The sequence below is a fragment of the Janthinobacterium sp. GW458P genome, from assembly GCF_002127585.1.
Lineage (GTDB): Bacteria > Pseudomonadota > Gammaproteobacteria > Burkholderiales > Burkholderiaceae_D > Janthinobacterium.
In genome coordinates, this window is record NZ_NEGZ01000068.1 from 1 (window position 1) to 25,302 (window position 25,302).

Genomic DNA, 25,302 nt, shown 5'->3' on the forward strand with positions numbered 1-25,302 from the left:
AGGCGCCGGCGCCGCGGGGGCGTCGGCCAGCGCCAGCAGGGTGAAGGCATTGCTGCCGCTGAAGCGCGCGCCCAGCTGCGTGCCTGCCAGCAGGCGCTGCAGCGCTTCGGCCGGCGTGTAGTCGCCGCGCACGGGCGCCGCCGTGCGCCCCGCCGCCAGTTGGCTGCTGACCAGCACGGAATAGCCGGTCACTTCGCCGAACGCCACCAGGGCCGCGTCGAGCGGCTGCGCGGGCAAGTCGAAGCGCACGGTGGCCGGCGTGCCGGCGTCATTGCCGGCCGCGCCCGCCGCCGGGCGCATGAATGTCATGAATGTCATCAACAAACAAGCGGACAGGGCCAGGGCGTTGCCTGTTGCGGTGCGGCGGTGAGTTCGTGTCATTTTCCAGGGAAATCAACGAGAGCCTGCGTATGAAGTGTCTTGACTGCAATGTTTCAAGCAGAATGGCAAGATGGTAGCTTCATAAAATGACAACTGCATGACATGGGTCACATAGTTGGCGGGCTGGCGTGTCATCACTGCGACATATGACTTTGCTATGCTGGCAGCCTGTCCACCCCATATCGGGAGCCGCCATGACGCGTCTGTTGCTGACTCTTTTTCTGACCTGTGCCGCCCTGCCCCTGCACGCGGCCGACAACACCGTCGTCGTGAAAGCGGCCGCGCCGGAGACGGGCTGCGTGGAAGTGGAGGTCGCGGGCAAGCGCGAGCAATCGATGTCTTGCCTCAGCGAAAAATTACTGCCGCCAGCCAGCGCCGCAGCCAGGCGTCCGCCCGCCCTGTCGGGCGCCGAAGCGACCGTGCTGCGGCCATCGAACCAGCTGGGCCTGTACAACCGCGCCGCCCTCGAACACCGCATGGGCAATGCCTTTGGCAAATCCGTCACGCCGCAGCGCCCGTCGGCGCCGCCGCCGGCCAGCCCGCTGCTGCCGCCCCGCTGACGCTGTTGTCAACGCACAGTCCATTTGCGCTGTCAAGATTGCGCAATCGCGCCGATTGCGTATCATTCCAGGCTTGATCGCTCTGGAAACAACCATGCTGCCCACTATCGAACAACGCCTTGCCCTTGAACTTGCCGCCAAACCGGTGCAGGTTGCCGCCGCCATCGAACTGCTCGACGAAGGCGCCACCGTGCCCTTCATCGCCCGTTACCGCAAGGAAGCGACCGGCGGCCTCGACGATATCCAGCTGCGCCTGCTCGAAGAGCGCTTGCGCTACCTGCGCGAGCTGGAAGAGCGGCGCGCCGCCATCGTCGCCTCGATCACGGAACAGAACAAGATGACGCCCGCGCTGCTGGACGCCGTCATGCACGCGGAAGACAAGACGCGGCTGGAAGACTTGTATCTGCCGTACAAGCAGAAGCGCCGCACGAAGGCGCAGATCGCCATCGAAGCGGGCCTGATGCCGCTGGCCGACGGCTTGCTGGAGAACCCGGAACTGACGCCGGAAACGGAAGCGGGCAAGTTCCTGCGCGAGGCGTTTACCAGTGCCGACGGGAATAATCCGGGCGTGGCCGACACCAAGGCGGCCCTCGACGGCGCGCGCCAGATCCTGATGGAGCGCTTCGCCGAAGACGCAACGCTGCTGCAAACCCTGCGCGAATACGTGCAGGAACACGGCATCGTCGAATCGAAAGTGGTGGAAGGCAAGCAGGACGAAGGCGAAAAATTCGCCGATTATTTCGATTACTCGGAAACCATTTCCACAGTGCCATCGCACCGCGCCCTGGCCCTGCTGCGCGGCCGCCGCGAGGGCATCCTCGACGTCACCCTGCGCCTGGACACGGAAGCGGAAAAACCGAAATGGGACGCGCCGCACAACCCGTGCGAAGGCCGCATCGCCGCCCGCTTCGGCATCAAGCAGCAAGGCCGCCCGGCCGACAAATGGCTGGCGGACACGGCGCGCTGGACCTGGCGCGTGAAAAGCTTCATGCACCTGGAAACGGAACTGATGGGCGCGCTGCGCGAACGCTCGGAACTTGATGCGATCAACGTCTTTGCCACCAATCTGAAAGCGCTGCTGCTGGCCGCGCCGGCCGGCCAGCGCGCCACCATGGGCCTCGATCCCGGCCTGCGCACGGGCGTCAAGGTCGCCGTCGTCGATGCCACCGGTAAAGTGGTCGACACGGCCGTGATCTACCCGCACCAGCCGAAGAACGACTGGGACGGCTCCCTGCACACCTTGGGCCGTCTTGCCGCCAAGCACAATGTGTCTCTGATCTCGATTGGCAACGGCACCGCCTCGCGCGAAACGGACAAGCTGGCGCAAGACCTGATCAAGCAGCATCCGGAAGCGAAGATGACGAAGATCGTCGTCTCGGAAGCGGGCGCGTCGGTATATTCGGCGTCCGAATTCGCCTCGAAGGAGTTGCCGGACATGGATGTGTCCTTGCGCGGCGCCGTGTCGATCGCGCGCCGCCTGCAAGACCCGCTGGCCGAACTGGTCAAGATTGACCCGAAATCGATCGGCGTGGGCCAGTACCAGCATGATGTCAGTCAAAGCCAGCTGGCCCGCTCGCTCGATGCCGTGGTGGAAGATTGCGTGAATGCCGTGGGCGTGGACGTCAACACGGCGTCCGCCCCCCTGCTGGCGCGCGTCTCCGGCCTGTCGGCCAGCGTGGCGCAAAGCATCGTCACCTACCGCGACATGAAGGGCGCGTTCACCTCGCGCGCGGCGTTAAAGGCCGTGCCGCGCCTGGGCGACAAGACCTATGAACAGGCGGCCGGCTTCCTGCGCGTGATGGGCGGCGAGAACCCGCTGGACGCCTCGGCCGTCCACCCGGAATCGTACCCGCTGGTGGAAAAGATTTTGGCCGACATCAAGAAGGACATCAAGGCCGTCATCGGTGAAACGGCGCTGCTGAAAACCCTGAGCCCCGCAAAATACGCGGATGACACCTTCGGCGTGCCGACCATCTCCGACATTCTGAAGGAACTGGAAAAGCCGGGCCGCGATCCGCGTCCGGAGTTCACCACCGCCACCTTCAAGGAAGGCGTGGAAGAAATCCGCGACTTGCGTCCGGACATGATTTTAGAAGGCGTGGTCACCAACGTGGCCGCCTTTGGCGCCTTCGTCGACATCGGCGTGCACCAGGATGGCCTCGTGCACATCTCGGCCCTGTCGAACACGTTTGTGAAAGACCCGCACACGGTGGTCAAGGCGGGGCAGGTCGTGCGCGTGAAAGTGCTGGAAGTCGACGAGAAGCGCAAGCGCATCGCGCTGACCATGCGCCTGACGGACAGCGCGCCGCAGGCCGGCAGCAAGCCCGAGCAGCGTGGCGACCGCAACGACCGCCGCAGCATGGCACAGCACCAGTCGCAGTCGCGCAACGCGCCCGAGCCGGCCGGCAGCATGGCCGCCGCCTTCGCCAAGCTGCGCGGCTAAGCCCATGGCCGCCAGGCATGACCTTGTCATCCTGGCGGTGGACGCCGCCGGCCCCGATGCGCAGTTGCTGCTCGACGAATTATCGGCAGCCTTGCTGCGTATCAATGGCGACAGCGGCCGCTCCTCCTTCGACGTGGAGGCGGCAACGCCGCGCGGCGGCTTTTATCTGGCCCGCGATGCCAGCGGCGCCCTGCTCGGCTGCGCCGCCCTGCGGCCGCTGGGCGAGCCGGACAGTTCCATAGGCGAACTCAAGCGCATGTATGCGCGCCCCGGCAGCACAGGCGTGGGCGCGGCCCTGCTGGCCCATGTGGAGGCGCAGGCGCGTACACATGGCTACCAGGCCCTGCATTTGTCCACGCGCGTGGCGAATACCCGCGCCGCGGCGTTTTATGCCCGGCACGGCTATGTGCCGGTCCTTGCCTGGGGCAAATACATGGGCGCGGCGCAATCGACCTGCCTGGGCAAGCAGTTATTCGTCACAACGAGCCTCAACGTGGCTGACTTGCCCGATTTATGACTTGAGCGCATACCCGTGCCGGCGTTTTCTTATAAAATGACGGCATCTATTTATTTACCCATCAGAGGCAGCTATGAGCGACGTACAAACCTGGATCAAAGAAACCGTGACGAACACGCCAGTCGTGCTGTTCATGAAGGGCACGGCCCAGTTCCCGCAGTGCGGCTTTTCCGGCCGCGCCATCCAGATCCTGAAAGCATGCGGCGTGGAAAACATCGCTACCGTCAACGTGCTGGATGACCCGGAAGTGCGCCAGGGCATCAAGGATTACTCGAACTGGCCAACCATTCCGCAGCTGTATGTCAAAGGCGAATTCATCGGTGGTTCCGATATCATGAATGAAATGTTTGAATCGGGCGAGCTGAAGTCCCTGCTCGATGCCTGATAGCCAAACGCAGCGGCCGCGCCGTATCGTCGTGGCCATCACGGGCGCCACGGGCGCCGTGTATGGCTTGCGGCTGCTGCAAGTGCTCGGCGCCACTCCCGGCGTCGAGACGCATCTGGTCCTGTCCGATGCCGCTGTTTTGACCCTGCACCAGGAAACGGGCGTGGGGCGCAAGGAAATCGAAGCGCAGGCGCACGTGGTGCACAAGCTGCGCGACATCGGCGCCTCGATCGCCAGCGGCTCGTTTCAATCGGATGGCATGGTCGTCGCGCCGTGCTCGATGAAGACCCTGGCGGCCGTCGCGCATGGCTTGTCCGACAATCTGATCACGCGGGCCGCCGACGTGGTGCTCAAGGAGCGCCGCCGCCTGATCCTGATGGTGCGCGAAACGCCGTTCAACCTGGCGCACCTGCGCAATATGACGGCCGTCACCGAAATGGGCGGCATCATCTTCCCGCCCTTGCCCAGCTTTTATCACCACCCACAGAGCATTGCGGAGATGGTCGACCATACGGTGGCGCGCGTCATCGACCTGCTCGGCATCGAGCATAGCCTGGCGCCACGGTGGAATGGTTTGAAGTCCGCTGGCGACACCCCTATCCTCTAGTTGGCGTCACGAATTAACTGGCATCACGATGCCTGACAAAAGCGTAGCGAGCGGAAGGAAGAGGTGGTCGAGAAGCGCAACCGTACTGTAGTACGGTGAGCACCGCAGACTACCTATGCCGACGCGCAGCAGCTTTGGTCAGGCATCCCTCACCTCTTGTCGAACTGGTGGGCACTGGCCTGCTTCAAATCCCTGGCCTCTTCCACCATCCGGCGGTGGGCGATCCGTTTGCGCATCACTTCCGCATGCTGCGCGGCAGTCATGGGGGGCACGGTCATCAAGTCCTTCAGCTGCGCGGTATTGCTGTAGTTACTTTTCATAAGACGGCTCAAATGCTCGGCTCCGTAGTGGATGAACTGGCTGCTTCTGCTGTGATTATGCGCTGGTATTGGCCGCTGCGCCGCTGCGGGCGGGATTATTGTCAAATAATTCCGCTGCAGCGCAACATGCGAGGTCTTATTGTGCGGCAAAATCATGTCTCCAGTATGACTCTGCGCAAATAAAAGAACATAAGATGCGCCGCCAGCGAAAAGCGGACGGCGCCGGCCTGAAGAGGCCAGAATGATTACTTTTGGTAGTTGACTCTGACCAGCATGCGAATAAATTCACGCGCGATTTGACGATGATGTTCATCTAATCTTTGCAAATCGGCAATTAATTTCACATCGGCGGACTCAAAACGCGACAAGGCGCTGCCCGCTTCGCCATTCGGCGTGGCGCTTTCCGGGCCGCCAAAGCGCAACCATTCCGCAGGCACGCCCAGCCATTGGGCAATCATGCGCAATTTCTCTTGCGTGGGAATTGCTTCACCTACCAACCATTTCCTAGCAGCATGCACGGTAATCGGGCGCCCGTCGAAACGGATATTGAATTCCCGGGCCAGTCTGGTCGGGCTGTCTGGAGAATAATGGGCGTTTTTGAGAGCCAACTGAAGTCGCTGGCTGAAGCTTTCGCGTTCGTTAGAAGAATTCATAGGTGTACTATTTCATGTTGTAACATGAAAGTCAGTTTCTTGAATGACCATACAGATTGTTACATTTGAAAAATGCATTAATTAACAATTAACACTCCGGCAGGGCTTTTCAGGTGAAAAACTGCGCCGAATTTTCTCTTGTGATCCTGCGTGGCTTCGGGTCAAATTCGCGGCTGGCCTTGATTTTCGCACTGCAGCACGATTCAAAGCCTCGGTTTGGCACTACAACGTACGGTATCGGATAATGCCCTCGTCTACCGATTCGCGCAATGCCCGTGTAATACAATTTCTCGTAGACAAAGTTTTCAGAAGGGCCATTTTGTTTTCAATATAGAAACATAAATGTCGGCGTTCCCATAGTGAAACGTTGTTTTTCGGTCGTTCTCATTGGCAAGTGTTGGCGCCAAAAAATTTTACTGCCATCGACGTGAAAAAAATGTCGCCATTACGCCAAGAAAGCTCTTTTTGGTGTCATGTTGGCCACCAACTCTCGATCTTAAGCGCGTTTGTGGGCGACGAATCAATTTATTTTCAGTAATTGTTGCCTTATTCACCAAATTGCCCCGTCTACGCCTTCTTTTGTTGCAGCACGGGCAGGGCACGCTACAATAGTATTGACGTTGACGTAAACGGCACCTTGCCCCCCTCTTACCGCGCAGCCCCCATCCAGCCACCGACCATCCATGCACCTGACACCGCCCGCAACAATGACAACCTATACCATCACCGAACTGGCGCGGGAATTCGACATCACGGCGCGCGCCATCCGTTTCTATGAAGACCAGGGCTTGCTCAGTCCGAAACGCGAAGGTGCGGGCGGACGCAACCGCGTCTACACGCCGCGCGACCGCACCCGCCTGAAGCTGACCCTGCGCGGCAAGCGCCTGGGCCTGGCCCTGTCGGAAATCAAGAGCCTGGTCGACATGTACGAGTCGCCGAAGGACACGCGCGCGCAGATGGACCGCTTCCTGGGCGTGCTGGCGCAGCACCGGCAGACGCTGGAGCAGCAGCGCATCGATATCGAAATGGCGCTGGCGGAAATCAGTTCGCACGAAGAAGCGTGCGCGCGCATGCTGGCGGACTTGAACCTTGATCAGGCGCAAACAAACTGAGTGGCCACGCGGCAGCCGCAGGCCGCACACGCATCACTTTACGTTTACGTAAACGTCACAACTGAGTATCATAGCTTCACTGACCCGGCACCCATGAGCGCCACACTTATAACGACGAGGACGACATGCTCCATCTCCCAGGCTTGACCTTTGACCACGGCGAAGACATCGCCTCCCTGCGCGAAGCGATCCAACAATTTGCCGCCGCCGAAATCGCGCCGCGCGCGGCCGAGATCGACCGCACCGACCAGTTCCCCATGGACCTGTGGCGCAAGATGGGCGACATGGGCTTGCTTGGCATCACCGTCAGCGAAGAATACGGCGGCGCCGGCATGGGCTACCTGGCGCACATCATCGCCATGGAAGAAATCTCGCGCGCCTCGGCCTCCGTCGGCCTGTCCTACGGCGCCCACTCGAACCTGTGCGTCAACCAGATCAAGCGCAACGGCACGGCCGAGCAAAAGGCCAAGTACCTGCCGAAACTGATCACGGGCGAGCACATCGGCGCCCTGGCCATGTCCGAGCCGAACGCCGGCTCGGACGTCGTCAGCATGAAGCTGCGCGCCGATTTCAAGGGCGACCGCTGGGTCTTGAACGGCACCAAGATGTGGATCACCAACGGCCCCGACGCGGACGTGCTGGTGGTGTACGCGAAGAACGACCTGGAAGCGGGCCCGCGCGGCATGACGGCTTTCCTGATCGAAAAGAATTTCAAGGGTTTTTCCATCGCGCAAAAACTCGACAAGCTGGGCATGCGCGGCTCGCACACGGGCGAACTGGTGTTCCAGGATTGCGAAGTGCCGGCCGAAAACGTGCTGGGCGGCCTGGGCAAGGGCGTCAACGTGCTGATGTCGGGCCTCGATTTCGAGCGCACCGTGCTGTCAGGCGGCCCGCTGGGCATCATGCAGGCCTGCATGGACCTGGTCGTGCCCTACGTGCATGACCGCAAGCAGTTCGGCCAGCCCATCGGCGAATTCCAGTTGATGCAAGGCAAACTGGCCGATATGTATTCGACCATGATGGCGTGCAAGGCCTATGTGTACGCCGTGGGCCAGGCTTGCGACCGCGCCACCACGCCGGAAGCCGTGCGCCAGCTGCGCAAGGACGCAGCCGGCGCTATTCTGTATAGTGCGGAGAAGGCGACCTGGATGGCCGGCGAGGCGATCCAGGCCCTGGGCGGCAACGGCTACATCAACGAGTTTCCCGCCGGCCGCCTGTGGCGCGACGCCAAGCTGTACGAAATCGGCGCCGGGACCAGCGAAATCCGCCGCATGCTGATCGGCCGAGAGTTGTTTGCCGAAACCAAGTAAGCGCGGCTGCGCGGATATCGACTGGGTGAGGGTGTCTTCATGCGAGCACACACATGACGCAAATTGCCTTCCCTAAACTGCTTTCTTCACAGATTGCATTCGATATCGCGCGCACCATCCGCGACGGCTTCGACAAGCATTACCGGCTGTTCCGCGCCAGCAGCCAGCAAGCCCGCCTGTATTTCGAGCAGGGCGCGTGGGCCGCGGCGCAAACGGCAGCCCGCGAGCGCATCGGCTTTTATGACAAGCGCGTGCAGGAATGCGTGCAGATGCTCGAAGATGAGTACGAAGAGTCGGAGTTAAGCGACGAAGTGTGGCGCGAACTCAAGCTGCACTACATTGGCATGCTGAGCGACCACAAGCAGCCGGAACTGGCGGAAACCTTCTTCAATTCCGTCTGCTGCAACATCCTGCACCGCACCTATTTCCACAACGATTATATTTTCGTGCGCCCCGTCGTGTCGACGGAATACATCGAGACGGAAGAGCTGGTGCCCACCTACCGCGTGTATTACCCAGGCAAGGACGGCTTGCGCTTCACCCTGAAGCGCATGGTGACGAATTTCCAGCTGAACTGCAAGTTTGCCGACCTGGACCGCGACGTGGCCCAGGTCGAAGCGCGCCTGTATCAGCTGTTCGGCGGCGACAGGGTGGAAGCGAACCACCAGATCCAGGTCCTGACCAGTTTGTTCTACCGCAACAAGGGCGCCTACCTGGTCGGCAAGGGCATCAACGGCAACCGCGAATACCCGTTCGTCGTGCCCATCCTGCACAACCGCCACGGCAAGCTGGTGCTCGACACGGTGCTGTTCGAACACGAGCAGATCGCCGTGCTGTTTTCGTTTACGCGCGCGTATTTCCTGGTCGATATGGAAGTGCCGTCCGCCTACGTCCAATTTCTCCGAAGTTTGCTCCCGCGCAAACCCCGCAGCGAGATTTATACGATACTGGGCTTGCAAAAACAGGGCAAGACGCTGTTTTACCGCGATTACCTGCAGCATTTAAAACATTCCTCGGACCATTTCGAGATCGCGCCCGGCATCCGCGGCATGGTGATGCTGGTGTTTGCGCTGCCGTCGTTTCCCTACGTCTTCAAGGTGATCAAGGATTTCTTTCCGCTGCCGAAGGAAACCACGCGCGCGCAAGTCAAGGAAAAGTATTTGCTGGTGAAGCACCACGACCGCGTGGGCCGCATGGCCGACACGCTCGAGTATTCCAACGTGGCCTTCCCGCGCGCCCGCTTTGCCGAGGAACTGCTGGCCGAACTCAGGCATTTCGCGCCGTCGCTGGTCGAGGAAGACCACGAGCAGATCATCATCCGCCACCTGTACATCGAGCGGCGCATGGTGCCGCTGAACATGTGGCTGAGCAATGCCGAGAAGGAGGGTCGTGATGACCTCGTCGAGCATGCCATTGTGGAATACGGCAACGCCATCAAGGAACTGGTGGCGGCGAATATTTTCCCTGGCGATATGCTGTACAAGAACTTTGGCGTGACACGTCATCAGCGTGTCGTATTTTATGATTACGATGAAATCGAGTACATCACCGATTGCCAGTTCCGCGCCATCCCCGAGGCGCGCACAGAGGAGGAGGAAATGTCGGCCGAACCGTGGTATCCCATCGGCAAGCACGATGTGTTTCCCGAACAATTCGGCAGTTTTCTGCTGGGCAATCCCCGTATCCGCAAGCATTTCATGCAGCACCATGCCGACCTGCTGACGGCCGCCTACTGGCAGGCGCGCAAGCAGCGCATCCTCGACGGCCATATCGAGGACGTTTTTCCCTATCCGCAACACCTTCGTTTCTGTAAGCAGCCGCAATCCCCACCCCCTACCGGAGATCCAAATGAATGATCCAGTCGTAATCGTCGGTGCCGCGCGCACCCCCATGGGCGCCTTCCAGGGCGACTTTGCCAACGTTACCGCCAGCGACCTGGGCGCTGTCGCCATCCGCGCCGCCGTCGAGCGCGCCGGTATCGCGCCGGACGCCGTCGAGCACGTCTTTTTCGGCAATTGCCTGATGGCCGGCCAGGGCCAGGCGCCCGCGCGCCAGGCCTTGCGCAAGGCCGGCTTGCCAGACTCCACCGGCGCCGTGACCCTGTCGAAAATGTGCGGCTCGGCCATGCAGACGACCATGTTCGCGCACGATACCTTGCTCGCCGGCAGCGCCGACGTGGTGGTGGCGGGCGGCATGGAATCGATGACCAACGCCCCCTACCTGGTGCCGAAGGCGCGCGGCGGCTACCGCATCGGCCACGGCATGATCTACGACCACATGATGATGGATGGCCTGGAAGACGCCTACAGCCGCGATGAAAAGGGCAATGCCCGCTCGATGGGCACGTTTGCCGAAGAGTGCGCCAGCCAGTACAGCTTCACGCGCGAAGCGCAGGATGCGTTTGCCATCGAATCCGTGAAACGCGCGCAAGCGGCCACCAAGGACGGCAGTTTTGCCTGGGAAATCGTGCCCGTGACTGTCGCCGGCCGCGGCGGCGACACCATCGTCAGCATCGACGAAGGCCCGCAAAAGGCCCGCCTGGAAAAAATCCCGACGTTAAAGGCCGCCTTCAAGAAGGATGGCACCATCACGGCCGCCTCGTCTTCGTCAATCAACGATGGCGCGGCAGCCCTGGTGCTGATGCGCGAATCGACGGCGAAAAAACTGGGCTGCACCATCCTCGCGACAATCCACGGCCACGCCACGCACGCGCAGGCGCCGAACGAGTTCACCACGGCCCCCATCGGCGCGGTGAAAAAACTCTACGCCAAGACGGGCTGGAGCAGCAGCAATGTGGACTTGTTCGAGATCAATGAAGCATTCGCCGCCGTGCCGATGGCCGCCATGCACGACCTCGACATCCCGCACAGCAAGATCAACATCCACGGCGGCGCGTGCGCGCTGGGCCACCCGATCGGCGCCTCGGGCGCGCGCATCATCGTCACCCTGCTGGGCGCCCTGAAGAAAACGGGCGGCAAGCGCGGCGTGGCGGCGCTGTGCATCGGCGGCGGCGAAGCGACGGCGATGGCGATCGAACTGGTATAAGCTCTTCCTGAGCACGGGCGCGCACGGCAGTTCACGGTGCGCGCCTTTTCATTTGACTACCAGGGAGAAAAAACATGCCTACCGCATTGATCATCGGCGCCTCGCGCGGCATCGGCCACGAGCTCGTCCGTCAATACCGCCACGATGGCTGGCGGGTCATCGCCACGGCGCGCACGCCGGACGCCTGCGAGGCCCTCAAGCAACTGGGCGCCGAAGCGCACCAGCTCGACGTGACGGACGTGGAAGGCTGTGCCGGCCTGGGCTGGAAGCTCGACGATGAAAAGCTCGACGTGGCCATCCTCAACGCGGGCGTGTACGGCCCGCGCCACGACGGTTTTCCCGCGCAGGCCGATTTCGACCTCGTCATGCACACCAACGTGCTGGCCGCCATGCGCCTGCTGCCGATATTGGCGCCGCTGGTGGCCAATGCCAGGGGCAAGCTGGCCGTGCTGTCTTCGCACATGGGTTCCCTGAGCGAGCGGGGCAACCCCAGCGGTTCGCTGTACCGCGCCAGCAAGGCCGCCCTGAATTCCGTGCTGATCGACACGTCCCTCGTGCATGGCCCGCAAGGCGTCAGCTGCGTGGCCTTCCACCCGGGCTGGGTGCGCACGGACATGGGCGGCGCCGGCGCCGATATTTCCCCGGAAGAAAGCGCCGCCGGCATCCGCGCCACCCTGGCCAGCCTGCCGGCCACGGACAAGGCCGTGTTCCGCAACTACGACGGCAAGCCCATCGCCTGGTAACTCCCCGAATCCACTATAAAAATATACGAGACGACGTCCCATGATACTCAATGAAGAACAATCGATGATCCAGGAAGCGCTGCGCAGTTTTTCGCGCGAGCGCCTGGCGCCCAACGCGGCCCGCTGGGACAAGGAACATCATTTCCCCAAGGAAGAATTGCAGGAACTGGCCGCGCTGGGCGCCTTTGGCGTGGCCGTGCCGGAAGCGCTCGGTGGCGCCGGCCTCGACTACGTGTCGCTGGCCCTGGTGCTGGAAGAAATCGCCGCAGGCGATGGCGGCACCTCGACCATCATTTCCGTGAATAATTGCCCCGTGTGCAGCATCGCCATGATGTATGCCAACGATGCGCAAAAGGAACAGTGGCTGCGTCCGCTGGCGCAAGGCGCGATGCTGGGAGCGTTTTGCCTGACGGAACCACACACGGGCAGCGACGCCTCCGCCCTGCGCACGACGGCCAGCCGCGATGGCAATGAATACGTGATCAACGGCACGAAGCAGTTCATTACCAGCGGCAAGTATGCGGACGTGGCCATCGTCATGGCCGTCACCGACAAGGCGGCCGGCAAGCGCGGCATCAGCGCCTTCTGGGTGCCGACGAACACGCCAGGCTACATCGTGGCGGGACTGGAGCAGAAGATGGGCCAGCATTCGTCGGACACGGCGCAAATCCTGTTCGAGAACTGCCGCATCCCGGCGGAAAATTTGATCGGCGAAGAAGGACAGGGCTACAAGATCGCCCTGTCCGGCCTGGAAGGCGGACGCATCGGCATCGCCTCGCAAGCCGTGGGCATGGCGCGCGCCGCGTATGAAGCGGCCCTGCAGTACGCACGCGAGCGGGAAAGCTTCGGCAAGCCCATCTATGAACACCAGGCCGTGCAATTCCGCCTGGCCGACATGGCCACGCAGATCGAGGCGGCGCGCCAGCTGATACGCCACGCGGCGGCCATGAAGGATGCGGGCCTGCCCTGCCTGAAGGAAGCGGCCATGGCCAAGCTGTTTGCGTCGGAAATGGCGGAAAAAGTCTGCTCGGACGCCATCCAGGTGCACGGCGGCTATGGTTATGTGTCCGACTTCCCCGTCGAGCGCATCTACCGCGACGTGCGCGTATGCCAGATTTACGAGGGCACGAGCGATATCCAGAAAATCCTGATCGCCAGGGCCTTGTAAAAGTATTTGGAAGTAACAGTCTCGGCGCTTTTAGAAACCGTAGCGAGCAAGCCCGATATCGGATTGAGTAACGCAGCCGTACTTCGGTACGGCGAGTAACGCCGATTCGAGAGCGGGCTGCGCAGTAGGTTTATAAACGCGCCCACCAGACGAAAAAAAAGCCTACTCAGGGTAGGCTTCGTTCCAATGTATTACCAATGCTTTAATCGTGTCATGGACGCCAGTGCTATCTGCAAAGTGCCTCCTGATTTTCGGACTCCCATGCTATCTGCATGGTGACTCCAAGTGTAAATCGACCAACGTATCCGGAATTACAAAATCCACGCTTTCGCACTGTCACGCCATCGACATTACACCTGTCGGTCGCCGCGCTGAGCCTGGATGGTGAGATGATTTGTTGCCAAATCTCAATCACTGAACGGAGTATAGCACAGCTTTTTGTGCGGTGCAACAACGAATTGAAGCCATACTTTAAATCAAGTCCTTAGCGCCAGCGGCTTGTCCTCTTCGCCGCCGCGGGCCACTCTTTCATATTCGGAAATCACTTGCGCGCCCAGCAGCAGCAGGGTGGCGCCGATTTCCAGGCTGAACATGACAACGATGGCCGTCGTCATCGAACCGTACACGATATTGACCTGCGACAAGGTCGAAAAATACCAGACCAGCACATGGCGGGCGATTTCCCACAGCAGGGCCGCCGTCACGCCGCCGATCAGCGCATGCGTGATCGACAAGCGTCCCACCGGCATGACCAGGTAGATCGAGCTGAGCACGAGGATTTCGCCTGCCAGCCCCAGCATATACAGCAGCACGCCGGACACGCCTTCCAGGCCCCAGTCGTGGCGCAGGAAACGCACGCTTTCCTCGCTCATCACCTGCAAACTGCCCGCCACCACGGTGATGAGCAAGATGCCCACGCCCAGGCACAAGATGTAGCAGTACGGCAAGACTGCGGAAATGAGGAAATGGCGGCGGCGGATGGCGACGCGGTGAATGAAGATCACGCTCATGGCGTTTTCCAGCACGGTAAACGCCAGCGAGCTGAAAAACAGCATGGTCAGCAGCAGCAGCCAGCCGATCACGCCCCGGTTGTCGAGAAAATGCGCGATCTCGGCCACGATGGCCTTCGACTGGCCCGGCACCAGCCATTCCAGGTAATGGCCGATTGTTTGCAGCAACTCATCCTGCGCGATCACGTGCGACAGGGCCACCACCACCAGCATCAGCAGGGGCACGATGGACAGCAGCGAGTAATACGCGACGGCGCCCGCCAGCAGCAAGCCCTGGTTGGCGCGGAAAGCCTTGAGCACCTGCAGCGCAAAGGCCAGCGGGTGGCTGAGGATGTAGGTACTGGCGTGGCGGTTGATCATGTCGGGTGCGGTGTAGAAGGCGGCGCGGCCTCGTGCCACGCCTTATCACACTAGCATACTGACAAGCGCCCCGCTGCACCGTACGCTAGCAGACGGCCGGCTCCAGCAAGGTCAGGGTTTGCCGGTCCGCATCCAGGGTCGCCAATATGCCCATTGGTAGCGTGAACTGGTGGCGGATGTGGCCAAACGAGTAGCCGCTGACGGCCGGCACGCGCAAGGGCTGCAAATGCTGGTCCAGGGTGGCGTCGAGGCTCAGCGCCGTGTCGCCCTCGGCCGCCTCGCAATGCTCGAAGATGCCCAGCATCAAGGCCGCCGCGTGCTTGAAACCGACGGACAGGTCGAGCTGGCACAGCATGCGGTCGATGCGGTACGGCACTTCATTGATTTCTTCGAGGAAAAGGATGTGCTCGCGGAAATCGGCCGCATACGGCGTGCCGGCCAGCGCGCTGACCATGCACAGGTTGCCACCCGTCAAGCGTCCCGTAGCCTGGCCGCCATGCACGGTGCGGATGGCGAAGTTCGGCTGCGTCTGCGCGCGGCGGTGGTTGTCCAGCGCCATAGGGATCGTGTAGCTGTCTTGCGGCGTCATCAGCACATTGCGCAGCTGCGTCACCGTGTAGTCGGAAAACGTCGATGAAGCCACGGGCCCGTGGAAAGTCACCAGGCCCGTCTGGCTGGCGATGGCCAGATGCAGGGCCGTGATGTCGGAGTAGCCGATCAGCACTTTCGGATTGCGCTGGATCAAGCCATAGTCGAGCAGCGCCAGCAGCGAAATGCAGCCGGAACCGCCACGGATGGCCCAGATCGCCTTGACCTCGGGATCGGCGAACGCCGCATGCAGATCGTCGAGGCGCTGCTGCACCGTGCCCGCATAGTTGCCGTGCACGGCGCGGATGTTGCTGCCCAGGCTGGCGCGCAGTCCCAGCGATTCGATATTGCGCTGGGCCTTGGCGATGGACTCCTCATCCGTAAAGCCGCCCGGTGCGATGATGGCCACCAGGTCGCCGTCGCGCAGGCGCGCCGGTTTGATCAATGCGTGTTGCTGTTGCATGCGTTTGCCCTTTCCTTGCGCGGCCGCCGCCCATGCCGGTGTGCCTGCCGCCCCGACGGTGGCGGCCAGCAAGCCGCCGAAGCGGCGCCGGCTGAGATTGGTCTGACTGGACATGCGGCCCTTTCCTGGAATAAAAACGGCGACGCCAGGCGCCGCCGCACGAGGTTAGCATGCCGACAGGATTGCCGCCGGCATGGCCGCCTTACATGAACTTGTACTTCAGCTGGAACGACAGCGAGCGGCCGCGCGGGTCGGCCACGCGCGGGTCCCAGCCGGCGCCCACCACTTCATCCACGTTGTGCGCGGTGAACGGCGGATCGCGGTCGAACAGGTTCTGGATGCCCACGGTAATGGTGGTATTCTTGAAGCCCGTGTAGGTGCCCGACAAGTTATACGTGGTGTAGCTGGACACGTCCGGCTTGAAGCCCGGCGGCGGCATACCCTTGCCGCCGTTCGGCAACTGGTCCTTGTAGCCCGACGAGAAACTCTGCACCAGCAAGCCGCTCCAGTCGCCGCGCGACACGCCGAGACTGGCGTTATGTTTCCAGCGCAAGTACAGGTCGCGCGTATAGAACTTGCCGACCAGTTCCTGGTATTCCTGGCCTTGATATTCCGCAAACTTGAAGCTGTCCATATACGTGCCATCCAGGGTCGCCGTCCATTTCGCGTCCCGGATCTTGCCTTCGCCGCGCAAGCCCACGTCGAGGCCGCGCACGCGGCTGCCTGCCGCATTGATCCAGCCCGCCTGCACGTACTCGATGGTGCCGTCCGGATTGCGGTGGATGTACTGGTTCAGCGCCTGGTAGTTGGCCAGCACGATTTGCGGCGTGCGGTTCAGGATGCGGTCCTGGGTGTTGATGGCCCAGTAGTCGAACGAGGCGGAATAGCCCTTCACCGGTTCAATGACAAAGCCGACGCTGCCCTGCTTCGACGTTTCCGGCTTCAGGTTCTTGTTGCCGCCCGTCCTGTAGTCGAGGCGGTCGATGGCGCAGTATTCGGGCACGCCCGGATGCTTGGCGCAACCTTCCTGGTCAACCACGCCGTTCGGCAATTCCTGGCTCAGCGAACCGGAATACAGCTGCTGGAAGCTTGGCGCGAGGAAACCCTTGCTGGCCGAACCACGGAACAGCAGGAAATCGGCCGGCTGGTAGCGGAAGGCCACTTTCGGATTCGTCGTCGCGCCCACCAGGCTGTAATCGTCGCGGCGGATGGCCAGCTGCATTTCCAGGTCTTTCATGACCGGCACCAGCAGCTCGGCATACACGGCCTTGACGGTGCGGCTGGCGTCGCTCAGTGCTGCATTGCCTGGCGCCAGCAGAATTTGCGTGGCATCGACGTCTTGCGCAAAGTTATAGCCTTCGCGGCGGAAATCAAAACCGGCCGCCACGGCCAGCGCGCCGGCCGGCAGCTGGAACAGCTCGCCCGAGACGGAACCGTCGATCTGCGTCAGGGTCGTCTTGCCGTGCTGGAAGGCGCCGCGGAACTTGGTCGATTCGATCAATTGCCTGGCCGCTTCCGTCTGGCTCTGGCCGGCGCCCACCCACGGGTTGATGATGCCCGTGGCCAGGGCCGCGTACAGCTTGTCCGTGTAGGAATAGCCATCGGTCAGCTTGGTCTTGGTACTGCTTTCCGCACGCGAAATGCCGGCCTTGTAATCCCACTTGCCGAAGTTGCCTTCAAAACCCAGCAGCACGCGCGCATTGTCGGTCGTGTTTTCCTGCGTGCGGTTGCCCACGTCATTGGCGCGCCATTTGTAGGAAATCGGTTTGCTCTTGTCGAACGTCGGGATATAGGCCGACAAGTCCTGGTAATACGCGCCGCCGACCGGATACAGATTCTTGTTGGCGACGGTCGCCTGAACCTGCATCGGCGTCAGGATCGCCGTGGCCTTGGTGCGCGAACCGAGCACTTCGACAAACATGCGGTGGTCGGGCGCCAGTTGGACAGTTCCACGCGACAGAAAATTGGCCCGCTCGACGGGAAATTGCAGCACATAGTCGGCGCCGTAGTCATACGCACACGAATGCGTGGTGCTGCGCGGTGAGGTCACGTCTTTCCACAGTGCCGTCTGATACTGCGACATGCCGGCGATGCTGTCGCACTTTCCCTGGAAGCTCAGGGGATTGGCTTGCAGATACACCGTCGGGTCGCCAGGCAAGGTGTAACCGCCAATAAACGTCCCTGGTTTTGTCGGATCAGGATTGGGGATTTGCAGTGCCGTGCCCGGCCCCGACATCTGGTTGGCGAATGGCGTGCCCGTGGTGTCGGGCGACAGGCCACGGCCCGGCTGGTAGCCGTTGACGAAGGAGCGGTCACGGCCATTGAGCTGTTGCGCTTTATCGACGGTCAGGCTGGCCATGATGTTGTAGCGGTCTTCTTCCAGCGAACCCGTGCCTGCCAGGAGCGAGGCGCGGCGCGTGGCGCCGCCGCCTGCCTGCGTATCGTTGGTGGAAACGGACGCTTCCACGCCGCTGTAATTGGTTTTCAGAATGAAATTGATCACGCCGCCGATGGCGTCCGTGCCGTAGATGGCCGAGGCGCCATCCTTGAGGATTTCCACACGAGAAATTGCGCCCAGCGGAATGGAATTCAAGTCGACGGCACGGCCACTGGCACCATGCGTGGCCACGCGGCGGCCATTCAGCAGTACCAAGGTCGCGCCCGGTCCCAGCCCGCGCAGCGAGGCGAACGAGGCGCCACCGGCAAGACGGTCGGCGTCGGCGCCAAATACGTTATTGCCCGAAGTCATGTTCTCGGCACCTGTGCCATTCGCCGACAAGGTGCGCACCAGTTGCTCGGCCGTCGTGATGCCCTGCTTTTCCATCTGGTCAAAGGTGATGACTTGCACCGGCAGCGCGCCTTCCTTGGCGACGCGCTTGATGCTGCTGCCCGTCACTTCGACCCTTTGCATTGCTGATGGAGCCGCTTCCTGTGCCATCACCGGCCCCACCACCCCCATCAATGCCACCAACTGCGCTAGTTTCTTCAATTTCACTGGTCTCTCCTTGTTGGGCAATCGAAGCTTGAGTTCTCAAGCTCAGGCTGTTTTGTAAGGTCGCGGCGTCTGTCTCGCAGTACATTTTTTTATGACGCCAGCGCTTTACTTTATTTGTTTTCATTTTCAGAGTAGCGCGATGCATCCGGGCCCAGCCAATGAAAAATGGTTTCCTAACCATAACTTTTTGGAATGAATGCCCTTTCCAGCGACGTGGTCACTTGCCTGCGGGGCGGCCCTTGGCGGGATCGACGTCCAGATAGCGCCAGGACGTGAATTCCACGGGGTGGCGCCTGTAGTTTTTTAGCCACGGTTGCTGCAGGTCGGCAGAGATGGGATGCGTCAGCAGCACCCACGGCGTGTAAGCGTGGATCAGCTGAAACAGGTCGAAGTACAGACTGCGTCGGCGCGGCGTATCGGATAGCAGGCGCGCCTCCTCATAGCGTTTATTGTAATCGGGCAAGTTGAAGCGGGCATAGTTGGCGCGGCCGACGTTGCCGCCATACAACAATTGCATAAAGTTATCACCATCGGGGAAGTCGGCGATCCAGTTGGTCTCGAACATCTGCACCTTGCCCAGGCGCGAAGCCTTGATGATTTCCGTCTTCTTGTCGCTTTTAAACTCCACGCGCAGGCCGATGGCGTTCAGGTTGCGCCGCCACAACTCATCGCGCAGCCGCCCCACCGTGCTCGGCTCCGTATGCATGGTCAACATCAAGGGCGTGCCGTCCGGCTGCGTGCGGAAGCCGTCCGGGCCCGCCTTGTAGCCGAAGCGCTCCAGCAGGGCGCGCGCCAGCGCCGGATCGTAGCCGACGGGGCTGCGGTAGTGCTTGTCGTAGCCGAGCACATTCGGCGGCAGCGGCGACTGCGCCGGCAAGGCCAGCCCCTTTTTTAATAGCGCGATGTCTTCGCGGCTGTTGTAGCTGAGGGCGATGGCACGCCGCAGGGCCAGCTTGTCCTTGCTCGTGCCGCCCAGCACGGGATCGTCCATATTCATCCACATGTAATACGTCTGCAGCACGGGAAAGCGCGTCAGCTGCAAGCCCTTGGCGGCCAGCGCCGGTTTCAGGGCGCCGTTTTCCAGCACCATGTCCGTCATCGATTCCGGCACTTGCTCCAGGTAATCGAATTCGCCTTTCAGGAATCCCAGCATGCGCGATTGATATTCCTCAACGATGCGCACCTCGATGCGCTCGACCAGCGGTAATTGCCTGCCTTCCAGCGCGGCGGCGATGGCGCGCGCATCGGCCGGCAAGGCGGCCAGCGCCTTGGTTTCCGTATGGAACACGGTGGGGCGGAAAGTCGGGTTGGCCTGCAGCACGATCTTGTCGCTGCGTTTCCACTCCTTCACCAGGAACGGTCCCGTGCCCACGGGGTGGTTGCCGACCTGCCCCGGCGCCGCATACGCTTCGGCCACTTCGCGCGCCACCACGGCAGTGGCCGGCATGGCCAGGTAAAACAGGAAATTCGGATCGATGGCGTTGAGGCGGATGCGCAGGGTGTATTTGTCCAGCGCCTGCAAGCCGGCGATCGGCGTGTCGTAGCTGAATTTGGCTTTCAGGGCCGCATCGCCCACCAGCTTGTCTTCCAGCAAGAACAGCCATGGCGACTTCAGGCCGGGGTCATACAGCCGCGTCAGGCTGTAGACGTAGTCCTGCGCTGTCACTTCGCGCGGCCGGCCCTTGAAGGCGGGATCGGGGGTAAAGAAAATACCGGGCTGCAAGTGAAAGGTATACGTGCGGCCGCCATCTTCCACGGTGGGCAAGCCGCGCGCCGTGTTGCCCTGCAACTGCACGGGGCGCGCCAGGTAGTCATAGCGCAGCAGCGGGTCAAAGATGTTTTCCATCAAATTTAAACTGGCCAGGTCCGACGCCACGGCCGGGTCCAGGCCCGTCTCGCTGGTGCTCAAAAACAAGTGCAAGGTCTTGTTCGCGCGGGCATCGGTGGCGGCATGGCCGGGCGCGGTAAATAGCGTCAACAGGGCCAGGCCGGCGGCGCAGGCGGTTTTGCGTAAAAACATCATCAGTGATCCATTGCAGACAAGGGTAAGGAACGGCGATAAGCGACGGGCATCCCCCACACTACGCGGGCAAGCGACGGGGCGCCAATGAAAACAGGCTGCCAGCTTATAACTTTTTGGCATGCGATTGCTGCATTCTTTCATCAACTCGTATCGGGCTGCCTCTATACTTTGCTTGCAGCACCTTTTCACCTCCCCGAAATACAGAACTGATCGCATATGGCACTTAATTACATCTGGTCCGGCTTTTTCCTCGTTGGCTTCCTGGCCGCAGTGCTGCAGTGGCTGTTTCTCGGCGATACCGATATCTTCAAGCGCATCATTGACGGCACCTTCGAAACGGCGCGCATGGGCGTGATGGATATCGCCCTGCCGCTGGCGGGCGTGATGACCTTATGGCTGGGCATCATGAACATCGGCGAAAAGGCGGGCATCATCGGCTGGCTGGCGAAAGTCATCGCGCCCTTCTTTTCGCGCATCTTCCCGGAAATTCCGAAAGACCATCCGGCCACCGGCCACATGGTGATGAATTTCTCGGCCAATCTGCTGGGCCTGGACAATGCGGCCACGCCGTTCGGCCTGAAGGCCATGGAAAGCCTGCAGACCTTGAATCCGAACAAGGAAGAGGCGACGAATGCGCAGATCATGTTTCTGGTGCTGCACACCTCGGGCCTGACCCTGATTCCTCTGGCCATCATGGCGCAGCGCTCGATTCTCGGCGCGGCCGACCCGTCCGACATCTTTATCCCGTGCATGATCGCCACCTACGTCGCCACCATGGTCGGCATCATCACGGTGTCCATCAAGCAGCGCATCAACCTGCTCAACAGGGTCGTGCTGGGCTGGATGGGCGGCATGACGAGCGCCATCGTCGCCATGATCTGGTACTTCACCCAATACCTGACGAAGCAGGAAATCGAGCTGGTCTCGAAGGTGGTCAGCAACCTGGTGTTGATCAGCGTCATCGCCATCTTCATCATCGGCGCGCTGCGCAAGAAGGTGAACGTGTACGACGCCTTCATTGAGGGGGCGAAGGGCGGCATCCAGACCTCGATCACCGTGATTCCCTACCTGGTCGGCATGCTGGTGGCCATCAGCGTGATCCGCAACGCGGGCGTGTTCAATTTCCTGATGAGCGGCATGAACTGGTTCTTCGCCAACCTGGGCATCAATACGGACTTCGTGCCGGCCCTGCCGACGGCCATGATGAAGCCGCTCAGCGGCTCCGGCTCGAAAGCCATGATGATCGACGCCATGAACACCTACGGCGTCGACTCGTTTGTCGGCCGCCTGGCCTGCGTCTTCCAGGGTTCGGCCGACACCACCTTCTATATCGTGGCCCTGTACTTCGGCTCCGTCGGCATCCGCAAGACGCGCTATGCCATCACGGCCGGCCTGATCGCCGATCTGGCTGGCGTGATCACGGCCGTCTTCGTTGCCTACGTCTTTTTCCACTAAGGAGCGCCATGTTTCGTCCCATCCTCATCGCCGCCTTGCTGGCTGGCATAGGCTTGTCCAATGCGCAGGCGCAACTGCCCGAATCCGTCAGCCTGCTGCTGCGCAGCGCGAATATTCCCGAAGACGCCATGGGCGCCATCGTCTTGCGCGGCAACGCCACCGTGCTGTCGCATGGAGCTGAGCGCAGCATGCAGCCCGCGTCCACCATGAAGCTGGTGACGACGGCCGTGGGCCTGGAGCAATTAGGTCCCATCTTCCGCGGCCGCACGGAACTGCGCACCAGCGCCGACGTCATCAATGGCGTACTGAAGGGCGACCTGATCCTGCGCGGCGGCGCCGACACGGATTTCAACGCGGACGTGCTGGCGCACATGCTGCAAACCCTGCGCAACCAGGGCATCGTGAAAATCAAGGGCGATCTGATCCTCGACCGCCAGCTGTTCCAGCCGGCCCGGCCCGACCTCGGTGCACCACCGTTCGACGAGTCGGCCGAGTTCCGCTACAACGTCATCCCCGATGCCTTGTTATTGAACACCAATCTGATCGATATCAACATGAACTCGACGGACCGGCAATTGAGCATCCTGATGCAGCCGGCGCTCGAGAACGTCAGCATCACGAGCGACATGAAACTGGTCAAGGGCAATTGCGCGCGATGGGAAGATGGCTGGCGCCCGCCCGAATACCGGCGCGATGCGGGCGGCAAGCTGCAGGTGATACTGCACGGCACCTTCCCGCAAAATTGCAGCAAGGCCACCAGCATCAATGTGCTCGACCGCAATGATTATGCGGACCGGCTGTTCCGCGCCACCTGGAAACGCCTGGGCGGCGCGATCACGGGCACGGTGCGCGAAGCGCCGTTGACGGGCTTGCCGCCGACGGCCGAACCGGTGGGCACGCGCATGCTGGCCGACCATGTGGCGCGCGCCTTGCCGGAAGTCTTGCGCGATATCAACAAGACCTCCGACAACACCCTGGCCCGCACCCTGTTCCTGAGCCTGGGCAGCTTGCAAAGCGATGGATGGCTGGGCAGCCGTCCCGTCGCCATGGCGGCGCCGGAAGACACGGCCACGCGGGCGCGGCAAGTGATCCAGGAATGGTTCCAGCGGCACCATATCGACACCCAGGGCATGCTGGTCGACAACGGTTCCGGCCTGTCGCGCACGGGACGCATTGCGCCAGCGCAAATGGCCGGCGTGCTGCAGGCGATGCAGCAAAGTCCGTGGGCGCCCGAGTTCCAGTCCAGTCTGCCCATCGTCGCGCTGGACGGCACCATGCGCAAGCGCCTGCTGAACAGCCCGGCCGCCGCGCGCGCCCGCATCAAGACGGGAACATTAAAGAATGTCGTGGCCATCGCTGGCTATGTACCTGACGCCAACAACCAGCTATGCGTGGTCGTCGCCATGATCAATAGCGACCTGGTGGGCAACGGCAATGGCCGCGCCGCCGTCGATGCGCTGATCGAGTGGGTGGCCAGGAGCGGCGCCACGCCGGCGGTGGCTGGCCAATAAGGACGGTGCAGCGGCCTAGCGTGGTGCGCCGGCAAAGGCCAGGCGCAGCACATAGGCGGCGACGGCGCCGATTAGCAGGATCGTCACCAGCGACGCTTCCACACCGAAGGCGCCGCCCGTCAGCATGACATTGCCGGCCAGTTCGCCGCGCAGCAGGCCATCCGTGGCCGCATGGCCCGATACCGTCGAGGAAAATACCTGGCTGACACAGTAATTCCAGCCGACATGTGTGCCGATGCAAACCCACAGGCGGCGCGTCCGCATGTACAGTGCGGCCTGCAGCACGCCATAGGTGACAATCGCGGCGATGGCCAGCAGCGAAAAACCGGCATTGGGCAAATGGGCCAGGGCGAACACCAGCGATGAAATCACGATGGCGGCCTTGCTGCCCAGCGCACGTGCCGTCACGCCGAACAGGATGCCGCGAAACATCATTTCCTCGGCCATGCCGACCAGCACCAGTTCGGCCAGCGGTAGCAACAACGCGGCATGCACGGCATTGACGCCGCTCAACTGATATACGCCCAGCGCTGCCAGCACGACAAAGGTGAGGCAGACCAGCCCGGCGCCAAGCAGCAGTCCACGCCCCAGTTCACGCGCCATGCCCGGCATTGCCAACTCGGTCGGCTGGCGCTTTTCGATGTGGCGCACATAGAAACGGTAGCCGCACCACACCAGTATTGCCGCCAGCAACTGCGGCCACAAGATGCGGTAGGGCTTTTCCACCAGTTGCGAAGCGATGCCCATCACCAGCGGTATCCCGGCAAAGGTGAGAACCATGCCCAGCACAATCTGCACCAGGGGATAGGCCATCAAGCGGGCCAGAGGGGATTTTTTTGTTGCCATGCTCAGGGTGCTGTCCATCGTCGCTTTCCTCAGATAGTTTTCAGGGCGTTGTTTTTACCTGCTTGCTTGTATCCCGGATGCGCTCGCCAAATGAGCGCTGTTCCAGCATCGTGATGGCTTGCGCCAGGCATGTGGATAAAGGAAATGCCAATTCCGCATCCAGGCTGTCGGCAGCACACTTGGTCGCCTGCCAGCAAGTTTGCAGGCGGGGCAGCAGTGCCTCGCCCTTGCTGCTCAGGCGTACCACGCGCTGGCGACCATCCTCGCCATCGGCAGCCACCAGCAGCAAGCCTTCCTTTTTCATCAGTGCCACCGTTTGGGTGACCGCTGGCTGCGTGATGCCTGCCAGCTCAGCCAGCTGGCCGATGGTCGCGCTCTGCTGTTGCGCCAGCACCCGCATCACGGGCGTGTAGCGTGGCCGATAATCGAGGCCAGCGTCCGCGTAGGCTTGCTGGACGGCGCCGTCCAGCAGTTCGATCAGGTGGCGTAGTTGTGTTCCGAGTCCTTGTTTCATGTAGCGATAGTAACAGCATTTATATAAGCACTTATATAAATGCTGAAAGTTGTTGTATTTTATGCACACCAGGTGGGTGCCTGAAAAGGAAAGGAGTGGCAAGGAAGCGCCAGACGAAAAAAAACCCGCTCATTGCTGAGCGGGTTTTTTTCTAGATGAAACAGCCGGCGGCTGTTTCAGCAAATAACAAGCCTGACGATAACCTACTTTCACACTGGTTGCAGCACTATCATCGGCGCAAAGTTGTTTCACGGTCCTGTTCGGGATGGGAAGGGGTGGGACCAACTTGCTAT

22 protein-coding genes and 1 rRNA gene are annotated in these 25,302 nt (G+C 61.5%); 13 read left to right on the forward strand and 10 right to left on the reverse strand.

What is annotated here, in order from left to right:
- A partial coding sequence (locus tag CBW50_RS25300) for an STN domain-containing protein (RefSeq protein WP_172404884.1) occupies positions 1-309 on the reverse strand: 309 nt, incomplete at its 3' end.
- Positions 310-575: 266 nt separating this feature from the next.
- On the opposite strand from CBW50_RS25300, the gene CBW50_RS25305 reads away from it, so the two are divergent.
- From CBW50_RS25305 to CBW50_RS25325, 5 genes are all read left to right on the forward strand, one after another.
- The gene (locus tag CBW50_RS25305) at positions 576-941 is read left to right on the forward strand and encodes a hypothetical protein (protein ID WP_086148081.1); all 366 of its coding nucleotides are present in this window, start codon (positions 576-578) and stop codon (positions 939-941) included.
- A gap of 94 nt (positions 942-1,035) precedes the next feature.
- Positions 1,036-3,384 (forward strand): Tex family protein, encoded by a 2,349-nt coding sequence (locus tag CBW50_RS25310; RefSeq protein WP_086148082.1) that lies wholly within the window; start codon positions 1,036-1,038, stop codon positions 3,382-3,384.
- Between the two features lie 4 nt (positions 3,385-3,388).
- The gene (locus CBW50_RS25315) at positions 3,389-3,901 is read left to right on the forward strand and encodes a GNAT family N-acetyltransferase (RefSeq protein ID WP_086148083.1); all 513 of its coding nucleotides are present in this window, start codon (positions 3,389-3,391) and stop codon (positions 3,899-3,901) included.
- Positions 3,902-3,974: 73 nt separating this feature from the next.
- Entirely contained in the window at positions 3,975-4,286 is a 312-nt protein-coding gene (gene grxD / locus CBW50_RS25320) for a Grx4 family monothiol glutaredoxin (RefSeq protein WP_034753766.1), read from the forward strand.
- Positions 4,279-4,893: a UbiX family flavin prenyltransferase gene (locus CBW50_RS25325; RefSeq protein WP_086148084.1), complete on the forward strand. Its 615-nt coding sequence runs from the start codon at positions 4,279-4,281 to the stop codon at positions 4,891-4,893. The genes grxD and CBW50_RS25325 overlap by 8 nt, the downstream gene beginning before the upstream one ends.
- Before the next feature lie 149 nt (positions 4,894-5,042).
- On the opposite strand, the gene CBW50_RS25330 is transcribed toward CBW50_RS25325, so the two are convergent.
- Positions 5,043-5,369: a hypothetical protein gene (locus CBW50_RS25330; protein WP_086148085.1), complete on the reverse strand. Its 327-nt coding sequence runs from the start codon at positions 5,367-5,369 to the stop codon at positions 5,043-5,045.
- Positions 5,370-5,458: 89 nt separating this feature from the next.
- Positions 5,459-5,866 carry a hypothetical protein gene (locus CBW50_RS25335; RefSeq protein WP_034753756.1) on the reverse strand — a complete coding sequence of 136 codons (408 nt, stop codon included), beginning with the start codon at positions 5,864-5,866 and terminating at the stop codon, positions 5,459-5,461.
- Between the two features lie 707 nt (positions 5,867-6,573).
- Here CBW50_RS25335 and CBW50_RS25340 point away from each other — a divergent pair.
- The 6 genes from CBW50_RS25340 (at position 6,574) to CBW50_RS25365 (ending at position 13,244) form a co-directional block, all read left to right on the forward strand.
- Positions 6,574-6,978 (forward strand): MerR family DNA-binding transcriptional regulator, encoded by a 405-nt coding sequence (locus CBW50_RS25340; RefSeq protein WP_086148086.1) that lies wholly within the window; start codon positions 6,574-6,576, stop codon positions 6,976-6,978.
- Between the two features lie 125 nt (positions 6,979-7,103).
- Complete coding sequence (locus CBW50_RS25345) at positions 7,104-8,288, forward strand: isovaleryl-CoA dehydrogenase (RefSeq protein WP_077398251.1); 1,185 nt, start codon at positions 7,104-7,106, stop codon at positions 8,286-8,288.
- Positions 8,289-8,341: 53 nt separating this feature from the next.
- The gene (gene aceK, locus CBW50_RS25350) at positions 8,342-10,144 is read left to right on the forward strand and encodes a bifunctional isocitrate dehydrogenase kinase/phosphatase (RefSeq protein ID WP_086148087.1); all 1,803 of its coding nucleotides are present in this window, start codon (positions 8,342-8,344) and stop codon (positions 10,142-10,144) included.
- Positions 10,137-11,333 carry an acetyl-CoA C-acyltransferase gene (locus CBW50_RS25355; protein ID WP_086148088.1) on the forward strand — a complete coding sequence of 399 codons (1,197 nt, stop codon included), beginning with the start codon at positions 10,137-10,139 and terminating at the stop codon, positions 11,331-11,333. Before aceK ends, CBW50_RS25355 begins: the two co-directional genes overlap by 8 nt.
- 74 nt (positions 11,334-11,407) lie before the next feature.
- On the forward strand, positions 11,408-12,076 hold the full coding sequence (locus CBW50_RS25360; RefSeq protein WP_086148089.1) for an SDR family oxidoreductase: 669 nt from the start codon (positions 11,408-11,410) through the stop codon (positions 12,074-12,076).
- A gap of 40 nt (positions 12,077-12,116) precedes the next feature.
- Positions 12,117-13,244, forward strand: a complete 1,128-nt coding sequence (locus CBW50_RS25365; RefSeq protein ID WP_086148090.1) for an acyl-CoA dehydrogenase family protein — start codon at positions 12,117-12,119, stop codon at positions 13,242-13,244.
- 476 nt (positions 13,245-13,720) lie between these two features.
- Here the strand turns inward: CBW50_RS25365 and CBW50_RS25370 are convergent, their stop codons facing one another.
- The 4 genes from CBW50_RS25370 to CBW50_RS25385 all read right to left on the reverse strand — a co-directional run bounded on the left by CBW50_RS25370 (position 13,721) and on the right by CBW50_RS25385 (position 20,680).
- Positions 13,721-14,614: a YihY/virulence factor BrkB family protein gene (locus CBW50_RS25370; RefSeq protein ID WP_086148091.1), complete on the reverse strand. Its 894-nt coding sequence runs from the start codon at positions 14,612-14,614 to the stop codon at positions 13,721-13,723.
- Positions 14,615-14,699: 85 nt separating this feature from the next.
- Positions 14,700-15,779, reverse strand: coding sequence for an LD-carboxypeptidase (locus CBW50_RS25375; protein ID WP_086148092.1), 1,080 nt, complete (start codon positions 15,777-15,779; stop codon positions 14,700-14,702).
- An 88-nt stretch (positions 15,780-15,867) separates the two neighbouring features.
- Positions 15,868-18,660 (reverse strand): TonB-dependent receptor, encoded by a 2,793-nt coding sequence (locus CBW50_RS25380; RefSeq protein ID WP_253251991.1) that lies wholly within the window; start codon positions 18,658-18,660, stop codon positions 15,868-15,870.
- A 217-nt stretch (positions 18,661-18,877) separates the two neighbouring features.
- The gene (locus tag CBW50_RS25385) at positions 18,878-20,680 is read right to left on the reverse strand and encodes an ABC transporter substrate-binding protein (RefSeq protein WP_086148098.1); all 1,803 of its coding nucleotides are present in this window, start codon (positions 20,678-20,680) and stop codon (positions 18,878-18,880) included.
- A gap of 219 nt (positions 20,681-20,899) precedes the next feature.
- On the opposite strand from CBW50_RS25385, the gene CBW50_RS25390 reads away from it, so the two are divergent.
- Positions 20,900-22,138 (forward strand): nucleoside recognition domain-containing protein, encoded by a 1,239-nt coding sequence (locus CBW50_RS25390; protein WP_086148094.1) that lies wholly within the window; start codon positions 20,900-20,902, stop codon positions 22,136-22,138.
- An 8-nt stretch (positions 22,139-22,146) separates the two neighbouring features.
- Positions 22,147-23,649, forward strand: coding sequence for a D-alanyl-D-alanine carboxypeptidase/D-alanyl-D-alanine-endopeptidase (gene dacB / locus CBW50_RS25395; RefSeq protein WP_086148095.1), 1,503 nt, complete (start codon positions 22,147-22,149; stop codon positions 23,647-23,649).
- A gap of 15 nt (positions 23,650-23,664) precedes the next feature.
- On the opposite strand, the gene CBW50_RS25400 is transcribed toward dacB, so the two are convergent.
- The 3 genes from CBW50_RS25400 to rrf all read right to left on the reverse strand — a co-directional run.
- Positions 23,665-24,513 (reverse strand): CPBP family intramembrane glutamic endopeptidase, encoded by an 849-nt coding sequence (locus CBW50_RS25400; protein ID WP_086148096.1) that lies wholly within the window; start codon positions 24,511-24,513, stop codon positions 23,665-23,667.
- A 22-nt stretch (positions 24,514-24,535) separates the two neighbouring features.
- The gene (locus CBW50_RS25405; RefSeq protein ID WP_086148097.1) at positions 24,536-25,009 is read right to left on the reverse strand and encodes a MarR family transcriptional regulator; all 474 of its coding nucleotides are present in this window, start codon (positions 25,007-25,009) and stop codon (positions 24,536-24,538) included.
- Positions 25,010-25,199: 190 nt separating this feature from the next.
- Positions 25,200-25,302, reverse strand: a 5S ribosomal RNA gene (rrf, locus tag CBW50_RS25410); the annotation flags it as partial.

What these genes read in the sequence shown, in the direction of transcription:
- CBW50_RS25325 (WP_086148084.1), top strand. Translation starts at nt 4,279, where the DNA reads ATGCCTGATAGCCAAACGCAGCGGCCGCGCCGTATCGTCGTGGCCATC.
- CBW50_RS25335 (WP_034753756.1), bottom strand. Translation starts at nt 5,866, where the DNA reads ATGAATTCTTCTAACGAACGCGAAAGCTTCAGCCAGCGACTTCAGTTG.
- CBW50_RS25340 (WP_086148086.1), top strand. Translation starts at nt 6,574, where the DNA reads ATGACAACCTATACCATCACCGAACTGGCGCGGGAATTCGACATCACG.
- CBW50_RS25390 (WP_086148094.1), top strand. Translation starts at nt 20,900, where the DNA reads ATGGCACTTAATTACATCTGGTCCGGCTTTTTCCTCGTTGGCTTCCTG.
- CBW50_RS25330 (WP_086148085.1), bottom strand. Translation starts at nt 5,369, where the DNA reads ATGATTTTGCCGCACAATAAGACCTCGCATGTTGCGCTGCAGCGGAAT.
- CBW50_RS25405 (WP_086148097.1), bottom strand. Translation starts at nt 25,009, where the DNA reads ATGAAACAAGGACTCGGAACACAACTACGCCACCTGATCGAACTGCTG.
- CBW50_RS25315 (WP_086148083.1), top strand. Translation starts at nt 3,389, where the DNA reads ATGGCCGCCAGGCATGACCTTGTCATCCTGGCGGTGGACGCCGCCGGC.
- aceK (WP_086148087.1), top strand. Translation starts at nt 8,342, where the DNA reads ATGACGCAAATTGCCTTCCCTAAACTGCTTTCTTCACAGATTGCATTC.
- dacB (WP_086148095.1), top strand. Translation starts at nt 22,147, where the DNA reads ATGTTTCGTCCCATCCTCATCGCCGCCTTGCTGGCTGGCATAGGCTTG.
- CBW50_RS25385 (WP_086148098.1), bottom strand. Translation starts at nt 20,680, where the DNA reads ATGTTTTTACGCAAAACCGCCTGCGCCGCCGGCCTGGCCCTGTTGACG.
- CBW50_RS25355 (WP_086148088.1), top strand. Translation starts at nt 10,137, where the DNA reads ATGAATGATCCAGTCGTAATCGTCGGTGCCGCGCGCACCCCCATGGGC.
- CBW50_RS25345 (WP_077398251.1), top strand. Translation starts at nt 7,104, where the DNA reads ATGCTCCATCTCCCAGGCTTGACCTTTGACCACGGCGAAGACATCGCC.
- CBW50_RS25365 (WP_086148090.1), top strand. Translation starts at nt 12,117, where the DNA reads ATGATACTCAATGAAGAACAATCGATGATCCAGGAAGCGCTGCGCAGT.
- CBW50_RS25305 (WP_086148081.1), top strand. Translation starts at nt 576, where the DNA reads ATGACGCGTCTGTTGCTGACTCTTTTTCTGACCTGTGCCGCCCTGCCC.
- CBW50_RS25400 (WP_086148096.1), bottom strand. Translation starts at nt 24,513, where the DNA reads ATGGACAGCACCCTGAGCATGGCAACAAAAAAATCCCCTCTGGCCCGC.
- grxD (WP_034753766.1), top strand. Translation starts at nt 3,975, where the DNA reads ATGAGCGACGTACAAACCTGGATCAAAGAAACCGTGACGAACACGCCA.
- CBW50_RS25360 (WP_086148089.1), top strand. Translation starts at nt 11,408, where the DNA reads ATGCCTACCGCATTGATCATCGGCGCCTCGCGCGGCATCGGCCACGAG.
- CBW50_RS25310 (WP_086148082.1), top strand. Translation starts at nt 1,036, where the DNA reads ATGCTGCCCACTATCGAACAACGCCTTGCCCTTGAACTTGCCGCCAAA.
- CBW50_RS25375 (WP_086148092.1), bottom strand. Translation starts at nt 15,779, where the DNA reads ATGTCCAGTCAGACCAATCTCAGCCGGCGCCGCTTCGGCGGCTTGCTG.
- CBW50_RS25370 (WP_086148091.1), bottom strand. Translation starts at nt 14,614, where the DNA reads ATGATCAACCGCCACGCCAGTACCTACATCCTCAGCCACCCGCTGGCC.